Source organism: Alteromonas sp. MTD1 (genome assembly GCF_042848195.1).
Taxonomy (GTDB): Bacteria; Pseudomonadota; Gammaproteobacteria; order Enterobacterales; family Alteromonadaceae; genus Alteromonas.
In genome coordinates, this window is the sequence record NZ_BTGG01000004.1 from 186,175 (window position 1) to 201,384 (window position 15,210).

At 44.0% G+C, this 15,210-nt stretch carries 14 protein-coding genes and 4 tRNA genes; 16 read left to right on the forward strand and 2 right to left on the reverse strand.

The window, feature by feature from the left end:
• Positions 1-465 precede the first annotated feature (465 nt).
• The 14 genes from ybgC to ACGHAV_RS06955 all read left to right on the forward strand — a co-directional run bounded on the left by ybgC (position 466) and on the right by ACGHAV_RS06955 (position 11,164).
• Positions 466-864, forward strand: coding sequence for a tol-pal system-associated acyl-CoA thioesterase (ybgC, locus tag ACGHAV_RS06890; RefSeq protein WP_334013085.1), 399 nt, complete (start codon positions 466-468; stop codon positions 862-864).
• Positions 854-1,543: a protein TolQ gene (gene tolQ, locus ACGHAV_RS06895; RefSeq protein ID WP_334013086.1), complete on the forward strand. Its 690-nt coding sequence runs from the start codon at positions 854-856 to the stop codon at positions 1,541-1,543. The genes ybgC and tolQ overlap by 11 nt, the downstream gene beginning before the upstream one ends.
• A 29-nt stretch (positions 1,544-1,572) precedes the next feature.
• Positions 1,573-1,992, forward strand: a complete 420-nt coding sequence (gene tolR / locus ACGHAV_RS06900; RefSeq protein ID WP_390378250.1) for a protein TolR — start codon at positions 1,573-1,575, stop codon at positions 1,990-1,992.
• 7 nt (positions 1,993-1,999) lie between these two features.
• A complete protein-coding gene (gene tolA / locus ACGHAV_RS06905; RefSeq protein ID WP_390378254.1) occupies positions 2,000-2,845 on the forward strand; it encodes a cell envelope integrity protein TolA in 846 nt (281 codons plus the stop codon).
• A gap of 4 nt (positions 2,846-2,849) precedes the next feature.
• Positions 2,850-4,205 carry a Tol-Pal system beta propeller repeat protein TolB gene (gene tolB, locus ACGHAV_RS06910; protein ID WP_390378257.1) on the forward strand — a complete coding sequence of 452 codons (1,356 nt, stop codon included), beginning with the start codon at positions 2,850-2,852 and terminating at the stop codon, positions 4,203-4,205.
• 38 nt (positions 4,206-4,243) lie between these two features.
• Entirely contained in the window at positions 4,244-4,810 is a 567-nt protein-coding gene (gene pal / locus ACGHAV_RS06915; protein WP_390378260.1) for a peptidoglycan-associated lipoprotein Pal, read from the forward strand.
• Positions 4,810-5,598, forward strand: a complete 789-nt coding sequence (gene ybgF / locus ACGHAV_RS06920) for a tol-pal system protein YbgF (protein ID WP_390378263.1) — start codon at positions 4,810-4,812, stop codon at positions 5,596-5,598. The genes pal and ybgF overlap by 1 nt, the downstream gene beginning before the upstream one ends.
• 292 nt (positions 5,599-5,890) lie before the next feature.
• Positions 5,891-5,966: transfer RNA gene (locus ACGHAV_RS06925), tRNA-Lys, on the forward strand.
• Between the two features lie 24 nt (positions 5,967-5,990).
• Positions 5,991-6,066, forward strand: a tRNA-Lys gene (locus ACGHAV_RS06930).
• A 38-nt stretch (positions 6,067-6,104) separates the two neighbouring features.
• Positions 6,105-6,180, forward strand: a tRNA-Lys gene (locus tag ACGHAV_RS06935).
• 269 nt (positions 6,181-6,449) lie between these two features.
• A complete protein-coding gene (nadA, locus tag ACGHAV_RS06940) occupies positions 6,450-7,505 on the forward strand; it encodes a quinolinate synthase NadA (protein ID WP_390378266.1) in 1,056 nt (351 codons plus the stop codon).
• 108 nt (positions 7,506-7,613) lie between these two features.
• Positions 7,614-7,704, forward strand: a tRNA-Ser gene (locus tag ACGHAV_RS06945).
• Positions 7,705-8,015: 311 nt separating this feature from the next.
• Positions 8,016-10,520: a TonB-dependent receptor gene (locus ACGHAV_RS06950; RefSeq protein ID WP_390378269.1), complete on the forward strand. Its 2,505-nt coding sequence runs from the start codon at positions 8,016-8,018 to the stop codon at positions 10,518-10,520.
• A gap of 422 nt (positions 10,521-10,942) precedes the next feature.
• A complete protein-coding gene (locus ACGHAV_RS06955; protein ID WP_390378272.1) occupies positions 10,943-11,164 on the forward strand; it encodes a hypothetical protein in 222 nt (73 codons plus the stop codon).
• A 117-nt stretch (positions 11,165-11,281) separates the two neighbouring features.
• Here the strand turns inward: ACGHAV_RS06955 and ACGHAV_RS06960 are convergent, their stop codons facing one another.
• Positions 11,282-12,259, reverse strand: coding sequence for a patatin family protein (locus ACGHAV_RS06960; protein ID WP_390378275.1), 978 nt, complete (start codon positions 12,257-12,259; stop codon positions 11,282-11,284).
• A gap of 192 nt (positions 12,260-12,451) precedes the next feature.
• Here ACGHAV_RS06960 and ACGHAV_RS06965 point away from each other — a divergent pair, with 192 nt between their 5' ends.
• Together ACGHAV_RS06965 and ACGHAV_RS06970 are read left to right on the forward strand one after the other, a co-directional pair.
• Entirely contained in the window at positions 12,452-13,510 is a 1,059-nt protein-coding gene (locus ACGHAV_RS06965) for a 2-dehydropantoate 2-reductase (RefSeq protein ID WP_390378277.1), read from the forward strand.
• Positions 13,511-13,522: 12 nt separating this feature from the next.
• The gene (locus tag ACGHAV_RS06970) at positions 13,523-13,879 is read left to right on the forward strand and encodes a VOC family protein (protein ID WP_390378279.1); all 357 of its coding nucleotides are present in this window, start codon (positions 13,523-13,525) and stop codon (positions 13,877-13,879) included.
• 63 nt (positions 13,880-13,942) lie between these two features.
• Here ACGHAV_RS06970 and asd read toward each other — a convergent pair whose 3' ends face one another.
• Complete coding sequence (gene asd / locus ACGHAV_RS06975; protein ID WP_390378282.1) at positions 13,943-15,067, reverse strand: aspartate-semialdehyde dehydrogenase; 1,125 nt, start codon at positions 15,065-15,067, stop codon at positions 13,943-13,945.
• Between the last annotated feature and the right edge of the window lie 143 nt (positions 15,068-15,210).

The window sequence follows — 15,210 nt, forward strand, 5'->3', positions numbered from 1 at the left end:
TGCTCAATTTTCTTAAGTTAAATACGAAGAAATAGCGTTATCGAACTTTGTAAATATTTATGTTTTACATCAATCGGGCAGGCAGTCATTTATATTGTGCTGAAAAATGCAAAAAAAAAGCCCGCTCAGAGAGCGGGCTAAAACAACAAGTGTTGAAGGAAATAAATCCAGGGAACTCATGTCTAACAGGAGAATGTCTCTTGCATGACCGTGCTTCGCACCATCACACTCTGTATGACTGATGCTGTGCATTATAGGGAGTGCCGAAAAAACTACAATTGAGTTAAATTGTTCTTTCTAATTAGAAAAACTAATGTGTTAAATAAGTGTTTAAGATTGGTTTAAAAATAATTAAAACCTAATTATAGTGTGGCTTGTAGCTTGTTTTTTGTTTTTAATTTATCGCTGTTTTTTGCTGTTTAAGTGCTGTGCTGGATTATAAATTTTTTTATTTTGGGAATAGTTATGCATAAACACCAGGTAAGGGTGTATTACGAAGATACTGACGCGGGCGGCATAGTGTATTACGCCAACTATCTAAAGTTTATGGAAAGAGCACGAACCGAGTGGCTTCGCGGGCTTGGCTTTGAACAAGACACATTAATGGAACAATCTATCGCATTTGTCGTCAAACGCGTTGAGATGCATAACTATGCGCCAGCGCGATTCAACCAGCTGTTGAGTATTGAGTCTCACGTTGTAGAATTAAAGGGCGCTAGTATGACGTTTCAACAAATCATAAAAAATGAACAGGGCGACAAACTGGTATCAGGAGATATTCAGGTTGCCTGCGTCGATTTGGCTACAATGAAGCCAAAAAGACTACCACGTACTTTGTTAGGGGAAATTTCGCGTGTCATCTGATCTCACATTTATCGGCTTGTTTCTGCAAGCAAGTTTTATTGTTCAGCTTGTAATGCTGCTATTGCTAAGCGTTTCGGTTGCTTCTTGGACATTTATTTTTCAGCGTAGTAAAGCATTGTCTGCGGCACGTACTGAAATGCGTCAGTTTGAAGATAAGTTTTGGTCAGGTGCAGACTTAAACCGCCTGTACCAAGAACTTTCAGCTCGCACAAATTTAACGGGGATGGGCAGCATCTTTTGTGCAGGGTTTAAAGAGTTCGTTCGACTAAGAAAATCAAATACGGCCACTAACGGTATTGTTGACGGTACTTATCGCGCTATGCGTGTGTCTATGTCGCGCCAAGTAGAAGAATTAGAAAGCCGTTTACCGTTTCTTGCCACTGCAGGCTCAATTAGTCCGTACATTGGTTTATTTGGAACGGTGTGGGGCATCATGAACGCATTTATCGCCCTAGGTGAGGTTCAGCAAGCCACGTTGGCAATGGTTGCTCCTGGTATTGCCGAAGCGCTTATTGCAACAGCCATTGGTCTTTTTGCGGCAATACCTGCCGTTATTGCCTACAACCGCTTTAGCCATCAAGTTGAAAAGCTTGAAAATAGCTATGGCAACTTTATGGAAGAGTTTTCAGCCATTCTTCATCGCCAAGCGGTTGCTGCGCAAGCACAACAACAAGCCTAAGCGTTTACATTCCAAACGGAGGACTTGTTATGTATGTAAGAAAACGCCGCAGACCGGTGTCTGAGATTAATGTAGTACCTTATATTGATGTTATGCTGGTACTGCTGATTATCTTTATGGTAACAGCCCCGCTTATTTCACAAGGCGTGAAGGTTGATTTACCTAAGGCAAGTGCAAATCCTATTGAACAAGAAGATAATCCGCCAATTATTGCGTCGGTGGACGTAAAAGGACGATATTTTCTGAACGTAGGTAACGATCAAGAAAGCCCTATCAGCAAAGACGAACTGGGTGCCATTGTAAAAGCTCAGCTGACCAAAGAGCCAAATACTCCCGTTGTTGTAAAAGGCGATGGGCAAGTGGCTTACAATGAAGTCATTCAACTAATGGTGTTATTGCAGCAAGCAGGCGTGCCATCGGTAGGGTTAATGACCGACCCGATTGAGTAACAGTACAATGTCGAAATCCGAATTGTCTAACAAATCGACGTCGCAAGTGAGTAAGTCGAAAAAAGCCAGCAGCATGAATCCTGAACAAGTAGGTTTGTATAAATCGCTTGGGCTTCATGCTGTAGTGGCAGCAGTGTTGCTAATTAGCGTCAGTTTCTCTCCCGACCCGCTGCCAAGCATGCCTTCGAATGCGCCCGTTATTGAAGCCACGTTTATCGATGCTCAAGCTATTGAAGATAAAAAGCGTGCACAAGCGCAGGCCGAGGCGCAAGCAAGAGCACAGGAGCAAGAACGACAGCGCAAAGCAAAGGCCGAAGCTGAGAAAAAGCGTCAACAGCAGCTTGCAGCCAAGCGTGCGCGAGAAAAACGAGAGGCCGAAGCCGCTGAAGCGAAGCGGCAAAAAGAGCTAGAGCGACTTGCAGCGCAAAAAGAGCAAGCTCGCAAGGAGCGAGAGGCAGCCGCAAAAGCTGAAGCCGAGCTTAAAAAGAAGGAAGCCGCTGAACGTGCAGAAATGGAAAGAAAAATGCAAGCGCAGCTGGCGCAAGAACGGGCAGCACAGCAAGAACGCAGGCGCAAGGTGGTGCTTAGCGAGGTAGAGCGCTATACCGCACTAATACAGCAGACAATAAAAAATAACCTATATTCAGACGACAGTTACAGTGGAAAGACATGTCGACTAAATATTAAGTTGGCCACAACAGGGTTTGTGACAAGTATTCGTGTATTAGGCGGGAATGATGCGCTATGTCGTGCTGCTGAGAGCGCTGTACGTCGCGCTGAAAAGCTACCCGTGTCAGATGCGCCAGATGTGTACGAGCAACTTAAAGACATTACTTTAAAAGTGGAACTATAGTGGTATGAAAAAACTAGGTTTATGGATAGCGCTAATGACGATGGTACTGAGTACCAATGCATTGGCTTCCTTAGAAATTGTGATAACCGAAGGCGTGGACAGCGCGCGTCCTATCGGGGTTGTGCCATTCAAGTGGAAAGGGCAGGGTGCCATGCCGGGTAATATTTCTGAAGTTATCATGGCAGATTTAATGCGAAGTGGTAAATTCAACCCGGTAGCAGTAAACGATATGCCGCAATACCCAGGTACCGCCGACGAGGTAAGCTATACGGCGTGGGCAACACTAGGTGTTGATACTGTGCTTGTGGGTAGCGTTGAAGAGCAAGGGGCAGACCGTTACTTAGTGACTTACCAACTTGTGGACATTCTAAAGGGGCAACTTGACGGCGGACAAGCTAAGGTATTGAAGAATGGCGCACTCGTTACCAGTAACGAACACGTTATTGTTGCGCGACAAGCTGCGATAAACGGCAGTGATTTCCGCCAATATGCACATCGCATAAGCGACATCGTTTATGAAAAGCTGACAGGAGTGCGTGGCGCATTCCTTACAAAAATTGCATACGTTATTGTTCGCGACAGAAAAACGGTAGATAAGCCCTATCAACTTGTTATTGCTGACTATGACGGTGAAAACGAAACTCGCCTACTTTCATCACCTGAACCGTTGATGTCGCCGGTGTGGTCTCCAGATGGTGAAACGCTAGCGTATGTCAGTTTTGAAAATAGACGTCCACAAATATACATTCAAAACATCTATACAAGTGAGCGCACACGCATCACAGATTTTAGAGGAATAAATAGTAGTCCTGTTTTTTCACCAGATGGCAAGCAACTTGCTATGGTATTATCGAAAGATGGGAATCCAGAGATCTATATTATGGATCTTGCAACGAAAAACTTGCGCCGTATTACTCGCAATAGAGCGATTGATACGGAGCCAGCCTGGCTTCCAGACGGCAAAGGGTTAATATTTAGCTCTGAACGGGGTGGTAAACCCCAGATATATAGCGTAAATTTAAGCTCTGGGAAAGTAAGGCGAGTTACCTTTGTAGGTGAACAGAACCTTGGCGGTACAATTTCACCAGACGGTAAGCAGATGATTATGGTTAACCAAACAAACGGTAACTATCACATTGCGAAGCAGTCTTTGGATGGTGGTTCGCCACAAGTACTGACACGGACGTACTTGGATGAATCACCAAGCGTAGCGCCGAATGGAAGCATGATTATTTACAGCACCCTACACGAGGGCACCCAAGTGTTGTCATTGGTTTCTCTTGATGGGCGCTTTAAAGCTAGGTTACCAGCAGCCAATGGGCAAGTTAAATCGCCAAGTTGGTCACCATTTTTGTTCTAACAATTTAAGACTAAACAATAAAATTAAGGATTAGTGGGATGCAAATGAATAAAGTGATGAAAAGCTTCATTATCGCCTTGCCAGTAGTGACAATGATGGCGTGTTCGTCAGGCCCTAGCGAGGAAGAATTAGCTGCAGAACGCAACCGTCTTGCACAAGAGCAAGCTGCTGCAGAAGCTGAAGCACGTGAAGCAGAAGCAATGCGTGTTAAAGCAGAAGCGGCACAACGCATGAAGCGTCAAGAAGAGATGGTTCAACAAGAAATGGAAGCGTTGAAAAACGAGCAAACCGTTTACTTCGACTTCGACCGTTCAAGCATCAAGCCTGAATTCCAGCGCATTCTAGACAAGCATGCGGCATTCTTGGTGAAAAACCCAAGCATGAACGTAACTATTGAAGGTCACACAGACAGCCGCGGTACGCCAGAGTACAACATTGCACTAGGCGAGCGTCGTGCCCAGTCTGTTGAAACTTACCTGCTTAACGCAGGCGTAAGCAGCAACCAAGTATCTGTTGTATCTTACGGTGAAGAAAAGCCAGCTGTGATGGGTTCTACTGAGTACGCATTTGCTCAAAACCGTCGCGGAGTGGTTGTATACCGCTAATGACTATTCTAGCGAATAAGACATTAAAATTGGGCGTCACGTTAAGTGCCGCCCTTGCCGTTTCTAGCGCTTTTGCACAAGCTCCCGTTGTTGATGCCAATGGCGGTGGTGAACTAGAGCAGCGAATCGCAGTGCTCGAACGCATTGTGAAAAGCCGCACGGAAATGCAGCATCGGCTTCAAACGCAGCTCGACAACATGCAGATGGAAGTTGATCAACTGCGTGGCGCTGTAGAAGTGAATACTAATGAACTTCAAAAAGTGCTTGAGCGACAGCGTGAACTGTATCTAGAAATAGACAAGCGCGTAGAGGCGCTTAAGCAAGCGGGCGGTGTAACCAGCACTGCAATGCCTAGTGCTGGTGTAGAAACACCTATTGTGTCTACGCCAAGCTCACCATCATCCACACCAGAGGTGGGAGAGGATGAAGCTTACGAGGATGCAGTGAATCTTATTCTTAAATCAAGAGAGTACGATAAGGCCGTTCCAGCGTTTCAATCATTCATCTCTCGCTTTCCTAACAGCAGTTATGCGCCCAATGCGCATTATTGGTTAGGGCAACTACTGTTTAATGAACAGAAGTGGGATGAAGCTAGCGAACAGTTCAACATCGTTGCAAATCGCTTTAGTGATTCTGCCAAACGTCCTGATGCCTTATTGAAGTTAGGCGTAATTTCAGAGCGTACCGGCGACACAGCTTCGGCAAGACAATTATTGCAGCAAGTTATTAACGAATACCCAGATTCCTCGGCAAAACGCCTTGCTGAATCTAGATTAAATAACTTGTAATGAACAAAGCCTCTTTTAAAGAGGCTTTTTTGTGAATTATTGTTTTGTAAAACAGAAATTAATCGATACAAATCGCGTTATTCTTCTGCACTTAAAAATAGGCGAAGCTACGAAGTTTCTACTAAACTCAGTAACCTCTGGTATAAATACCCAGCGATTTGTTTTCATTTTGACCGTTTAGTCGCAATTTGGCAGAAAAATGAAAATAAAAAGACGTTATGGGTTGCGTCGAATAAAAATCTGAGTATTATATGCCGCCGTTGCCAAGACACAGGCAACAACAGGAAAGAAAGGGTCGTTAGCTCAGTTGGTAGAGCAGTTGACTTTTAATCAATTGGTCGCTGGTTCGAATCCAGCACGACCCACCACTTTCTCTCCTAGCATCAAATGATGGGTCGTTAGCTCAGTTGGTAGAGCAGTTGACTTTTAATCAATTGGTCGCTGGTTCGAATCCAGCACGACCCACCATCATTTGAACTGCATCACATATCATCGTGTCACTTGATGGGTCGTTAGCTCAGTTGGTAGAGCAGTTGACTTTTAATCAATTGGTCGCTGGTTCGAATCCAGCACGACCCACCATCAAGCTCAATACTCAATATTCCTTAACTCTAAAAATACCCGATAGCGTTAGACAAAAATTTGAACCAGCGAAGCTGGTCGACAAAACTCGCGCAGCGATATGATCTTCCCTCTAATTCATGCTGTAAGTAACCTCAAGCCCCATTTGGCGGTATCTACAATAAGTATCATTACAACTAATTTATTACGCTAATGTTGCTTATGTAGTGTGTAATTTTTATGACAGTTGGGTATAATCCGCACCCTTGTCGCAACAGAGATGTAGGTCAATGTCAGTAGCATTTCGAGTGGATCAGGTTGAATACCCGTTCCCTGCAAAACCACAGCCATTATCAGAAGCACGTAAAGCTGAATTAAAGGCTGAAATTAAAGCCTTATTAAAAGCACGCAATGCCGTGTTGGTAGCACATTATTATACCGACCATGAAATTCAGGCATTGGCCGAAGAGACTGGCGGCTGTGTAGCAGACTCGTTAGAAATGGCTCGTTTTGGCCGCGATGCAGAAGAACAAACACTTATTGTTGCTGGCGTGCGCTTTATGGGCGAAACGGCAAAAATCCTAAGCCCTGAAAAAACAGTGCTAATGCCAAACCTTGAAGCAACGTGCTCATTAGACATTGGCTGCCCGGTGAAAGAATTCAGCGAATTCTGTGACCAGCATCCCGACCACACGGTAGTGGTTTATGCAAATACTTCTGCGGCCGTAAAAGCGCGAGCAGATTGGGTGGTAACCTCTAGTATTGCATTAGAAATTGTTGAGCACCTAGACAGTCAGGGCAAGAAAATTATTTGGGGCCCAGACAGACACCTTGGCGCTTACATTGCCAAACAGACTGGCGCTGAAATGTTAATGTGGCAGGGCGAGTGCATTGTGCATGACGAATTTTCTGCACAAAAGCTTGCTGATATGAAAGCGTTATATCCTGACGCTGCCGTGTTGGTTCACCCTGAATCACCCGCTAGCGTGGTTGATATGGCTGACGCAGTTGGCTCTACTAGCCAGCTAATTAAAGCGTCGCAAATCATGGACAATGATACGTTCATTGTGGCTACCGACAAGGGCATCTTTTATAAGATGCAGCAACTAACACCAAATAAGACCTTTATTGAAGCGCCAACGGGCGGTAACGGCGCTACATGTAAAAGCTGTGCTCATTGTCCGTGGATGGCAATGAACGGCTTAGAGGCCATTAAGGCGTCTTTAACGGGCGAAAGTGAAGGCCATGAGATCTTTGTTGATGATGAACTAAGAAAAGGTGCGCTAATTCCACTCGATCGCATGTTAGACTTTTCAGCCGAGTTAAAAGCAAAAGGCGGCCTGTAGGAAGCACGTTTTATAAGCACTTGCTCACTAATTTAAAGCAAGTTCTTGATTAAGCGCGTGGCTTTACCTACTATACGCGCGCTCAAGTGAAACCTTGAAAACAAATTTGGAGAGATGGCTGAGTGGCTGAAGGCGCACGCCTGGAAAGTGTGTATACGTTTATAGCGTATCGAGGGTTCGAATCCCTCTCTCTCCGCCAAATATAAAAAAACCGGCTTTTGCCGGTTTTTTTATACCCAGACTACTAATTCACCACTATAAAAATTTTGAATACACTTTTTTAAGGTGTGCTAAAACCACTGCGCGCCTTGTTTTTTGTGGTGTTCTAACTAATTAAAAGTGTCTACCTCTCTTTTTCATTTTTACAAAATTTAAACAAATGTTTTACATCTGTTTTCTTTCTTGGTTATTGTAGGTTTTCTACAACCTATGAGCCGTTCGCTAAGTCAGTACTAAAGTTCGTCGCTCTAAAACAATAAAAAATACAAAAGAAAAAGAAGAGAAGAAAAAATGAGTAAACGCTTACCCTCAAACTTCAAACGAAATCGCGCTGCAACGCTAATTGCGCTAAGTCTGGGATTAACCAGTACAGCACTTTGTGCGCAAGAAGCAGAAGAAGAGCAGAGCAAAGACGAACTTTACGAGCAAATACAAATAACTGCATCAAAACGCAGTACTGGGCTTCAAGAAACCCCAATAGCTGTTTCTGTAACAAGTGGTGAAGCAATAGAGCAAACGCAGGTTCTTGATATTCAGGACATGCAGGCGTTAGTACCTACACTTCGTGTAACGCCATTGCAGCGTTCTACCAATACTAACTTCTCTATACGTGGCTTTGGTAACGGTACTAACAACACGGGTATAGAGCCTTCGGTAGGTGTGTTTATCGATGGTGTTTATCGCTCACGGGCGGCGGCACAAATTGGTGACCTACCGCGCTTACAGCAGGTAGAGGTGTTAAGTGGCCCACAAAGCACGCTGTTCGGTAAAAACGCATCAGCGGGTGTAATTAGCATTCGTACTGGCGCGCCTTCGTATACTGAAGAAGGTAAAATTACGCTTGGTATCGGTAACTTCAATCAGAGACTGCTTCGTGGCTATTACACCAATGGTATTACCGATGAACTGGCATTTAGTATTTCTGGTGGTATCAACAAACGTGACGGTTACACCGACAGCGTAGTGGATGGTGTTGACGAGCTTAATAATCGCGACCGCTGGAATGTGCGCGGACAGGCGTTATACGAACCAACAGCAGATGTAAAACTACGCCTAATTGCCGATTACAGTGAAATTGATGAACGCTGCTGTACCGTGTCTGATGTTATAAACGGTCCAACAACAGGTGTGGTTCGTGCTTTAGGTGGAACGGTACTTGAAACCGATGATCCATTCGCTTACGAGTCAGCGCTAAACTTCAACCCCAATAACCAAGTGGAAGATGGAGGCGTTTCTCTTCAACTGGATGTAGATTTTGATACATTCTCGTTTACGTCAATTACCGCGTACCGCAACAACAAATCGAACTATATTGGCGATGTTGACTACACCTCGCTAGATATTTTGACCGAAGAAGGTAATACCGATATCGATACCTTCACGCAAGAGTTTCGCTTAACATCGACGGGTGACAATACATTAGATTGGATGGTTGGTATGTTCTACTTCTCTGAAGAAGTAGATACGGGAGATACGTTAACTTACGGCCAAGCTACAAGGCCTTACTTCGACGTACTGCTTAATGGAGGCGTAGCTCAAGCTATCGCGCCTTTACCGTTTGATGCAGTGTTCCCTGTAGGTTTTCTTGGCACGTTCGAGCCGCTTTATGGTCAAGCGCCCGGTACTTTCTTTGCTGCTGGACAGTATGTAAACAGTGAGTTTTTACAAGAAAATGATGCATTGTCGATTTTCCTAAACCTAGACTATCACCTGTCAGATGACCTAACCGCTACGCTTGGCGTTAGCTACACCGAAGATGAAAAAGACGTATCAATTGAGCAAATTAACACAGAAGTGCTTTCATCAATTGATTTTGTGAATGACCCAACTGTGTTTGGAGTACCATTGTCTGTAGCTGCACCAGCGCTAACACCGTTTATTCCAACGTTACAAAGCGTGCAGTTTTTACCACCTCAACTTATCTTTCCTAACAGTGTAGAAAACGGTAACACTAACGATGACAAAGTAACGTGGAGTGCGCGCTTAGCCTACGAGGTTAATGACAATATCAACGTGTTTGCTACAGCCGCTACAGGCTTTAAAGCGTCATCTTGGAACTTGTCTCGTGATACAAGACCATTTGCTGCTGACCAAGCCGCATTGCTTGCCGCAGACTTGCCACGCGCGAACCAGAGCTACGGTACGCGATACGCAGGCCCTGAAGAGTCAACCGTTTACGAGTTGGGTATGAAGGCTCGCTTTAAGCGCGGTGCGTTTAACGTAACGTTATTCGATCAAACGATTGAAGGGTTTCAATCGAGCATATTTGTGGGCACAGGTTTTGTACTTGCAAATGCGGGTGAGCAATCGACTAAAGGGGTTGAATTTGATTCGACGTATGACATTACCGACAATCTAACCTTTACTTTCGCGGGCACCATTCTAGATCCCGTTTATGATTCGTTCGAGGGTGCTAATGGGCTAAATGGCCCAACTGATTTATCGGGCGAAATGCCATCGGGTATTCACGAAAGAAGCTTCGTTGCCGGTTTGACGTACTACCTAGACTTTGAGAACGGCATGACAGGTTATGTACGAAGTGATTATTTGTACGAAAGCGAAGCTCAGTTAGTTGAAAACGTGCCACCAGAGCTTACGCGTGAAGTTCGCACGTTAAATGCTAGTGCGGGTCTTGAGTTCGAAAATGGTGTGAGCGTGCAGGTATGGGTACGTAACCTCACCAATGATGAATATTTCATGTCGGCATTCCCACCGCCAATTCAAGCGGGAAGTTTTAATGCTTATCCAAATCAACCAAGAACATTCGGTGCTACGGTGTCATATTTGTTTGACTAACCTAGTTTGAATTTAGCAACCAAAAGCCAGCTGATTGAATTGACCATCAATAGCTGGCTTTTTTAATGTTGGTAATAGTGTAAAAGGTTCATATAGGGTTCAATAACTTAGCGCTGCTTTCGCACCCACTCGATCATTAAATTAACGAACATTAAAATTATCTAATAAATTTAATTTGATGAAGTGTATTATTTGTTCATACTAAAGTAGTAATTTGCGATTGGCATTGCGATTCATAAACGCGCCTCGCATTACAGGTTTAACGTTAGTAAGCTTGAAGTAGATGGGTGTTCAGTTATCACAACTCGTTTCCATAATACGCTTCACTTCAGCAGTTAACGGTGTTTTGTTATGAGCGGTAACAGTTAGCCTCGAGCAGAAACAATTGTTCCGCATAGACAGGGTAGTTGAAGGAAAAAATAATGAACGCACTACAAAATCATTTATCACCTCAAACCGACTTCTTTGCTTTCTGGAAAAAGCGCCTTTGGTTATTTGTCTCGTTGTTCTCCCTAGGCTTTGGCCTGTTCGTTGGTATCTTTAGAGAAAGCTTTGCTGCGTTTGACGCTGTGCTGCAAGCAACCATCGTGATGGTTTATGCGGCGGTATGTGCCTATGGTTTGTATCAGGGCATGAAAGAGTAAGGTATTATAAACGCAGGAGCTGCTTGATAAGGTAAGCAGCTTTTCGTTTTATTTTTAATTTTGGATACGTAGTGAAGATTGTGCTAGACAAGCGTGAAGCGATGATTCTTTCAGACGCTACGCGGCATGGATTTTTAGCTCACTCTTTACTTGGTCGACGTTCCCTTCTGGAGCATTCAAAAACGACGACCCGACGTATTTACCCTCGGCATAATCATGCTTTAATTCAGCATTTGAGCTGCCGAGGAGTTTGCTTTTCAGTTTTTGGTTAGAAAACAGCTGAATTATTTCCACATCATCGGGTGGATTATTTATAAACGCCAGTTCTTTTTGATAGGCTTTTTCATGCTGCAATAAATAATCAATGGTTTTTGGACATTGCCCTGTTGCACACATAATTGCGCTTAGTCGCTGTAGCCAAGCAGATTGGGCTTGGAAGTCTTTATCCACTGTACGAATAACAACTATTTTTCTCGCTCCACGCTTATAAGCTTCGGTTACAGGTAGCGGCGCAGCCAAACCGCCGTCCAGATAAAAATCTGTGTTTGCAGCTTCATTTTGGCGTTGGTCTTCAGCTACCAGCGGTACGCCTTGCTTGTAAAGAAGAGGAAGCGCGCTCGACGCTTTTATTAGCTCTATCCAGTCGTTTTTACTGGCTTTAGGGCTCAAAAAATAAGCTTGTCTGTCGCGAACGTTAGTTGCAGTAAAAAGTATTTCTCTTTCTTCAACATTGTTCATAGCCGTTTGTAGGTCTAACGCACGTTTTGCTTCTTTCGTTTTTTCGAAATACCAATCTAAATCAACAATATGCTTGCCTAAAAGGCCGCGACCAACTTGAAAAAATTGTTTGTGACGCGTTAATCCACGAATAAGTCGCTTGGCATAACCTTTTTGGCGTGACACGAAACTCGTTAGGTTTTGCGAACCCGCAGACGTGCCTATTAAAATATCAAAAGGGTCATAGTCATGTTCTAACCATGCATCTAAAACTCCAGCAGTAAAAATTCCGCGCTGTCCGCCGCCCTCGGCGACAAGTGCTGTTTTCACTTTCTTAGCACTTACGTTCGACTCTGATGAAGCACTGCTGTGATACATAATGACCTTCTAAAAATAAACGATATATATTGACTACCTAGTCAAAGATTAGACAGATCACGATAAAACTTAAAATTGAAAGAATGAATCGGTTTGATTGAAAAAACATTTACTTACAATGGCTTAGTTGTAAAATAAGTGTTAATTTTGTATCGGTATTCTTATGTTGCTGAACCAGCCAGAGGAGCGTTAATGAACAGTGAAGCAAAAACACTTAATGTTGTAGTATTAGGTGCTGGTAGCATTGGATGTTATTTGGCTGGTTGTATATTGGCACACAATGGCTCCACAGAGCAAAGTGCACCTTTTACGCTTACGCTAATTGGCCGCCCTAGGCTACAGCAAGACATTCTATCTAATGGGCTTACGCTTACCGATTGGCAGGGGCGTAACGACAAGGTAGTTTCAGACGCCATTAATTTTACGTGTGACTATGACGCACTTGCATCAGCCGATTTCATATTATTGTGCGTGAAAAGCCAAGATACACAAAGCGCAGCACAGATAATTCAAAAGCATGCTAAAGATGAAGCGACTGTTATCAGTTTCCAAAATGGTGTTACGAACGGTGATGTTTTAACGAGCGAACTGTCTCAACACATAGTAAAAGGCATGGTGCCTTTTAATGTTTTCTATCAAGGTAACGGGCACTTTCATTGCGGTACAGAAGGGCATCTTGCTATTGAGGATCCTGATTCTATTTGTACGCCTGTTGTCGATTTGTTAGAGCGAGCTCAACTTCCAGTAACGGTATACGGCGACATTAGCAGTGTTCAGTACGGTAAGTTAATTATGAATTTAAACAACGCCGTTAACGCGTTGTCCGGTATTCCGCTCAAGCAGCAGCTTGCAGAGAGAGCCTACAGACTGGTAATGGCAGAGGTACTTAAAGAGGCGCTTTTTGTATTAAAAGCTGAAGGCATATCACCAGCAAGAACGGGTAAAGTGATCCCTAAACTAATGCCAACTATTATGATGCTGCCAAATTTTCTTTTTAATATTGTTGCAGCATCAACGTTGAAAATAGACCCTCAAGCTCGCTCTTCAATGTATGAAGATTTACAACTTGGACGTACTACTGAAATTGATTTTCTGAACGGTGAAATAGAGCGCTTAGGTAAAAAACACAAGATTGCTACTCCGGTAAATAGCAACATAATTGCGCTTATTAAGCAGGCACAGGGCAAAAACAGCAAAAGCCCTATGCTGAGCGCAGCAGAACTTCTACATACTCCAGTAAATTGTCATTGAAGGAAAAAGAAAATGACTGAGAAAGCACAGCTTAACTATGCTGAGTTTGCCACCGCTGATATTACAGCATCTAAAGTCTTCTTCGGGGATGTTTTTGGCTGGTTGTTCACAGATTACGGCAGTGAATACAGTGCATTTAGTAATGCCGGACTTGAAGGTGGCTTTTTCGTATCATCTACTGTTGCGCAGGCATCAAATGGTGCCCCTTTACTTGTGTTCTATTCAAAGAATATTGAGCAAACGCAACGTGAAGTAGAGGAGGGCGGTGGACAGATAAGCAAGCCTATCTTTGAGTTTCCCGGAGGCTGTCGCTTTCATTTTATAGAGCCTGGCGGCAATGAGTTTGCCGTATGGTCTGAGTCTCGGTAATACTAAAAAGCCCCTATGTAGGGGCTTTTTTAATGTATTTACTCGCCTAAGGCAAATTGTAATTTATACGGTTTCTAACACAATGCGCAGCATTCTTCTTAGTGGCTCTGCAGCGCCCCATAAAAGCTGGTCGCCAACCGTAAAGGCGGAAATATACTCAGGTCCCATCGTAAGTTTACGAATACGCCCTACTGGAATGGATAAGGTGCCAGTAACTTTTGCTGGCGTAAGCTCTTGCATGGTTACATCGCGGTCGTTAGGAATAACTTTTACCCACGCGTTATGTTCAGCAAGTGTGCGCTCTATTTCATCTATTGGAAGGTCTTTTTTAAGCTTTAACGTAACCGCTTGGCTGTGACAACGCATAGCACCTACGCGAACACAAATACCGTCAATAGGCACTTCAGGTCCGTGTGTACCCAGTATTTTGTTAGCTTCAGCTTGCGCTTTCCATTCTTCTCTACTTTGGCCTGAGGGAAGCTGAGAATCGATGTACGGAATTAAACTGCCCGCTAACGGCACGCCAAATTGTTCACTGGGATAGTCATCACTGCGTATAAACTCACACACCTGCTCATCAATGTCTAAAATTGCGGTAGCCGGGTCGTCAATCTTGTCTTTCACATTGGTATGAATAGCGCCCATCTGGCTAATGAGTTCACGCATATGTTTAGCACCTGAACCTGACGCTGCTTGATACGTCATAGGTGATGCCCATTCGACGAGGTCTTTTTCAAACAAGCCACCCAACGCCAGTAGCATCAGTGAAACCGTGCAGTTTCCGCCAACAAAGGTGCGTTTGCCACTGGCAATACCATTGTCGATTTCTTTTCTGTTTACTGGATCTAGTACAATAACGGCGTCATCTTTCATGCGTAACGCCGATGCTGCGTCAATCCAATATCCACTCCAGCCCGTTGCTCGAAGGTCGTTATAGACGGCTTTGGTGTAGTCGCCGCCTTGGCATGTAATGATGATGTCTTGCTTAGATAATGCCTGAATATCAAAGGCGTCCTCGAGAACTCCTGCATCTTTACCCGCGAAATTTGGTGCTGCACTGCCTTTTTGAGAGGTAGTGAAAAAGGTGGGCTCGATGTGCGCAAAATCTTGCTCTTGCTGCATGCGCTGCATCAATACTGAGCCAACCATGCCTCGCCAGCCCACTAAACCTACTTTTTGTTGTGACATTTAACTGAAAACCTTGTTGCAAATGGATGAGTAAACGTAAGTCATTAGCCAAAACGCAATGCTTACACAATACCTGTCGTCATTATTATTGTGATGGCAGTCTAAGGCTAAAAGATGAAACTGACTAGATGGTTTTTTATAAA

What these genes read in the sequence shown, in the direction of transcription:
- nadA (WP_390378266.1), top strand. Translation starts at nt 6,450, where the DNA reads ATGTCAGTAGCATTTCGAGTGGATCAGGTTGAATACCCGTTCCCTGCA.
- tolA (WP_390378254.1), top strand. Translation starts at nt 2,000, where the DNA reads ATGTCGAAATCCGAATTGTCTAACAAATCGACGTCGCAAGTGAGTAAG.
- tolR (WP_390378250.1), top strand. Translation starts at nt 1,573, where the DNA reads ATGTATGTAAGAAAACGCCGCAGACCGGTGTCTGAGATTAATGTAGTA.
- ACGHAV_RS06970 (WP_390378279.1), top strand. Translation starts at nt 13,523, where the DNA reads ATGACTGAGAAAGCACAGCTTAACTATGCTGAGTTTGCCACCGCTGAT.
- tolB (WP_390378257.1), top strand. Translation starts at nt 2,850, where the DNA reads ATGAAAAAACTAGGTTTATGGATAGCGCTAATGACGATGGTACTGAGT.
- ybgC (WP_334013085.1), top strand. Translation starts at nt 466, where the DNA reads ATGCATAAACACCAGGTAAGGGTGTATTACGAAGATACTGACGCGGGC.
- asd (WP_390378282.1), bottom strand. Translation starts at nt 15,067, where the DNA reads ATGTCACAACAAAAAGTAGGTTTAGTGGGCTGGCGAGGCATGGTTGGC.
- ACGHAV_RS06960 (WP_390378275.1), bottom strand. Translation starts at nt 12,259, where the DNA reads ATGTATCACAGCAGTGCTTCATCAGAGTCGAACGTAAGTGCTAAGAAA.
- ACGHAV_RS06950 (WP_390378269.1), top strand. Translation starts at nt 8,016, where the DNA reads ATGAGTAAACGCTTACCCTCAAACTTCAAACGAAATCGCGCTGCAACG.
- pal (WP_390378260.1), top strand. Translation starts at nt 4,244, where the DNA reads ATGCAAATGAATAAAGTGATGAAAAGCTTCATTATCGCCTTGCCAGTA.
- ACGHAV_RS06955 (WP_390378272.1), top strand. Translation starts at nt 10,943, where the DNA reads ATGAACGCACTACAAAATCATTTATCACCTCAAACCGACTTCTTTGCT.
- ACGHAV_RS06965 (WP_390378277.1), top strand. Translation starts at nt 12,452, where the DNA reads ATGAACAGTGAAGCAAAAACACTTAATGTTGTAGTATTAGGTGCTGGT.
- ybgF (WP_390378263.1), top strand. Translation starts at nt 4,810, where the DNA reads ATGACTATTCTAGCGAATAAGACATTAAAATTGGGCGTCACGTTAAGT.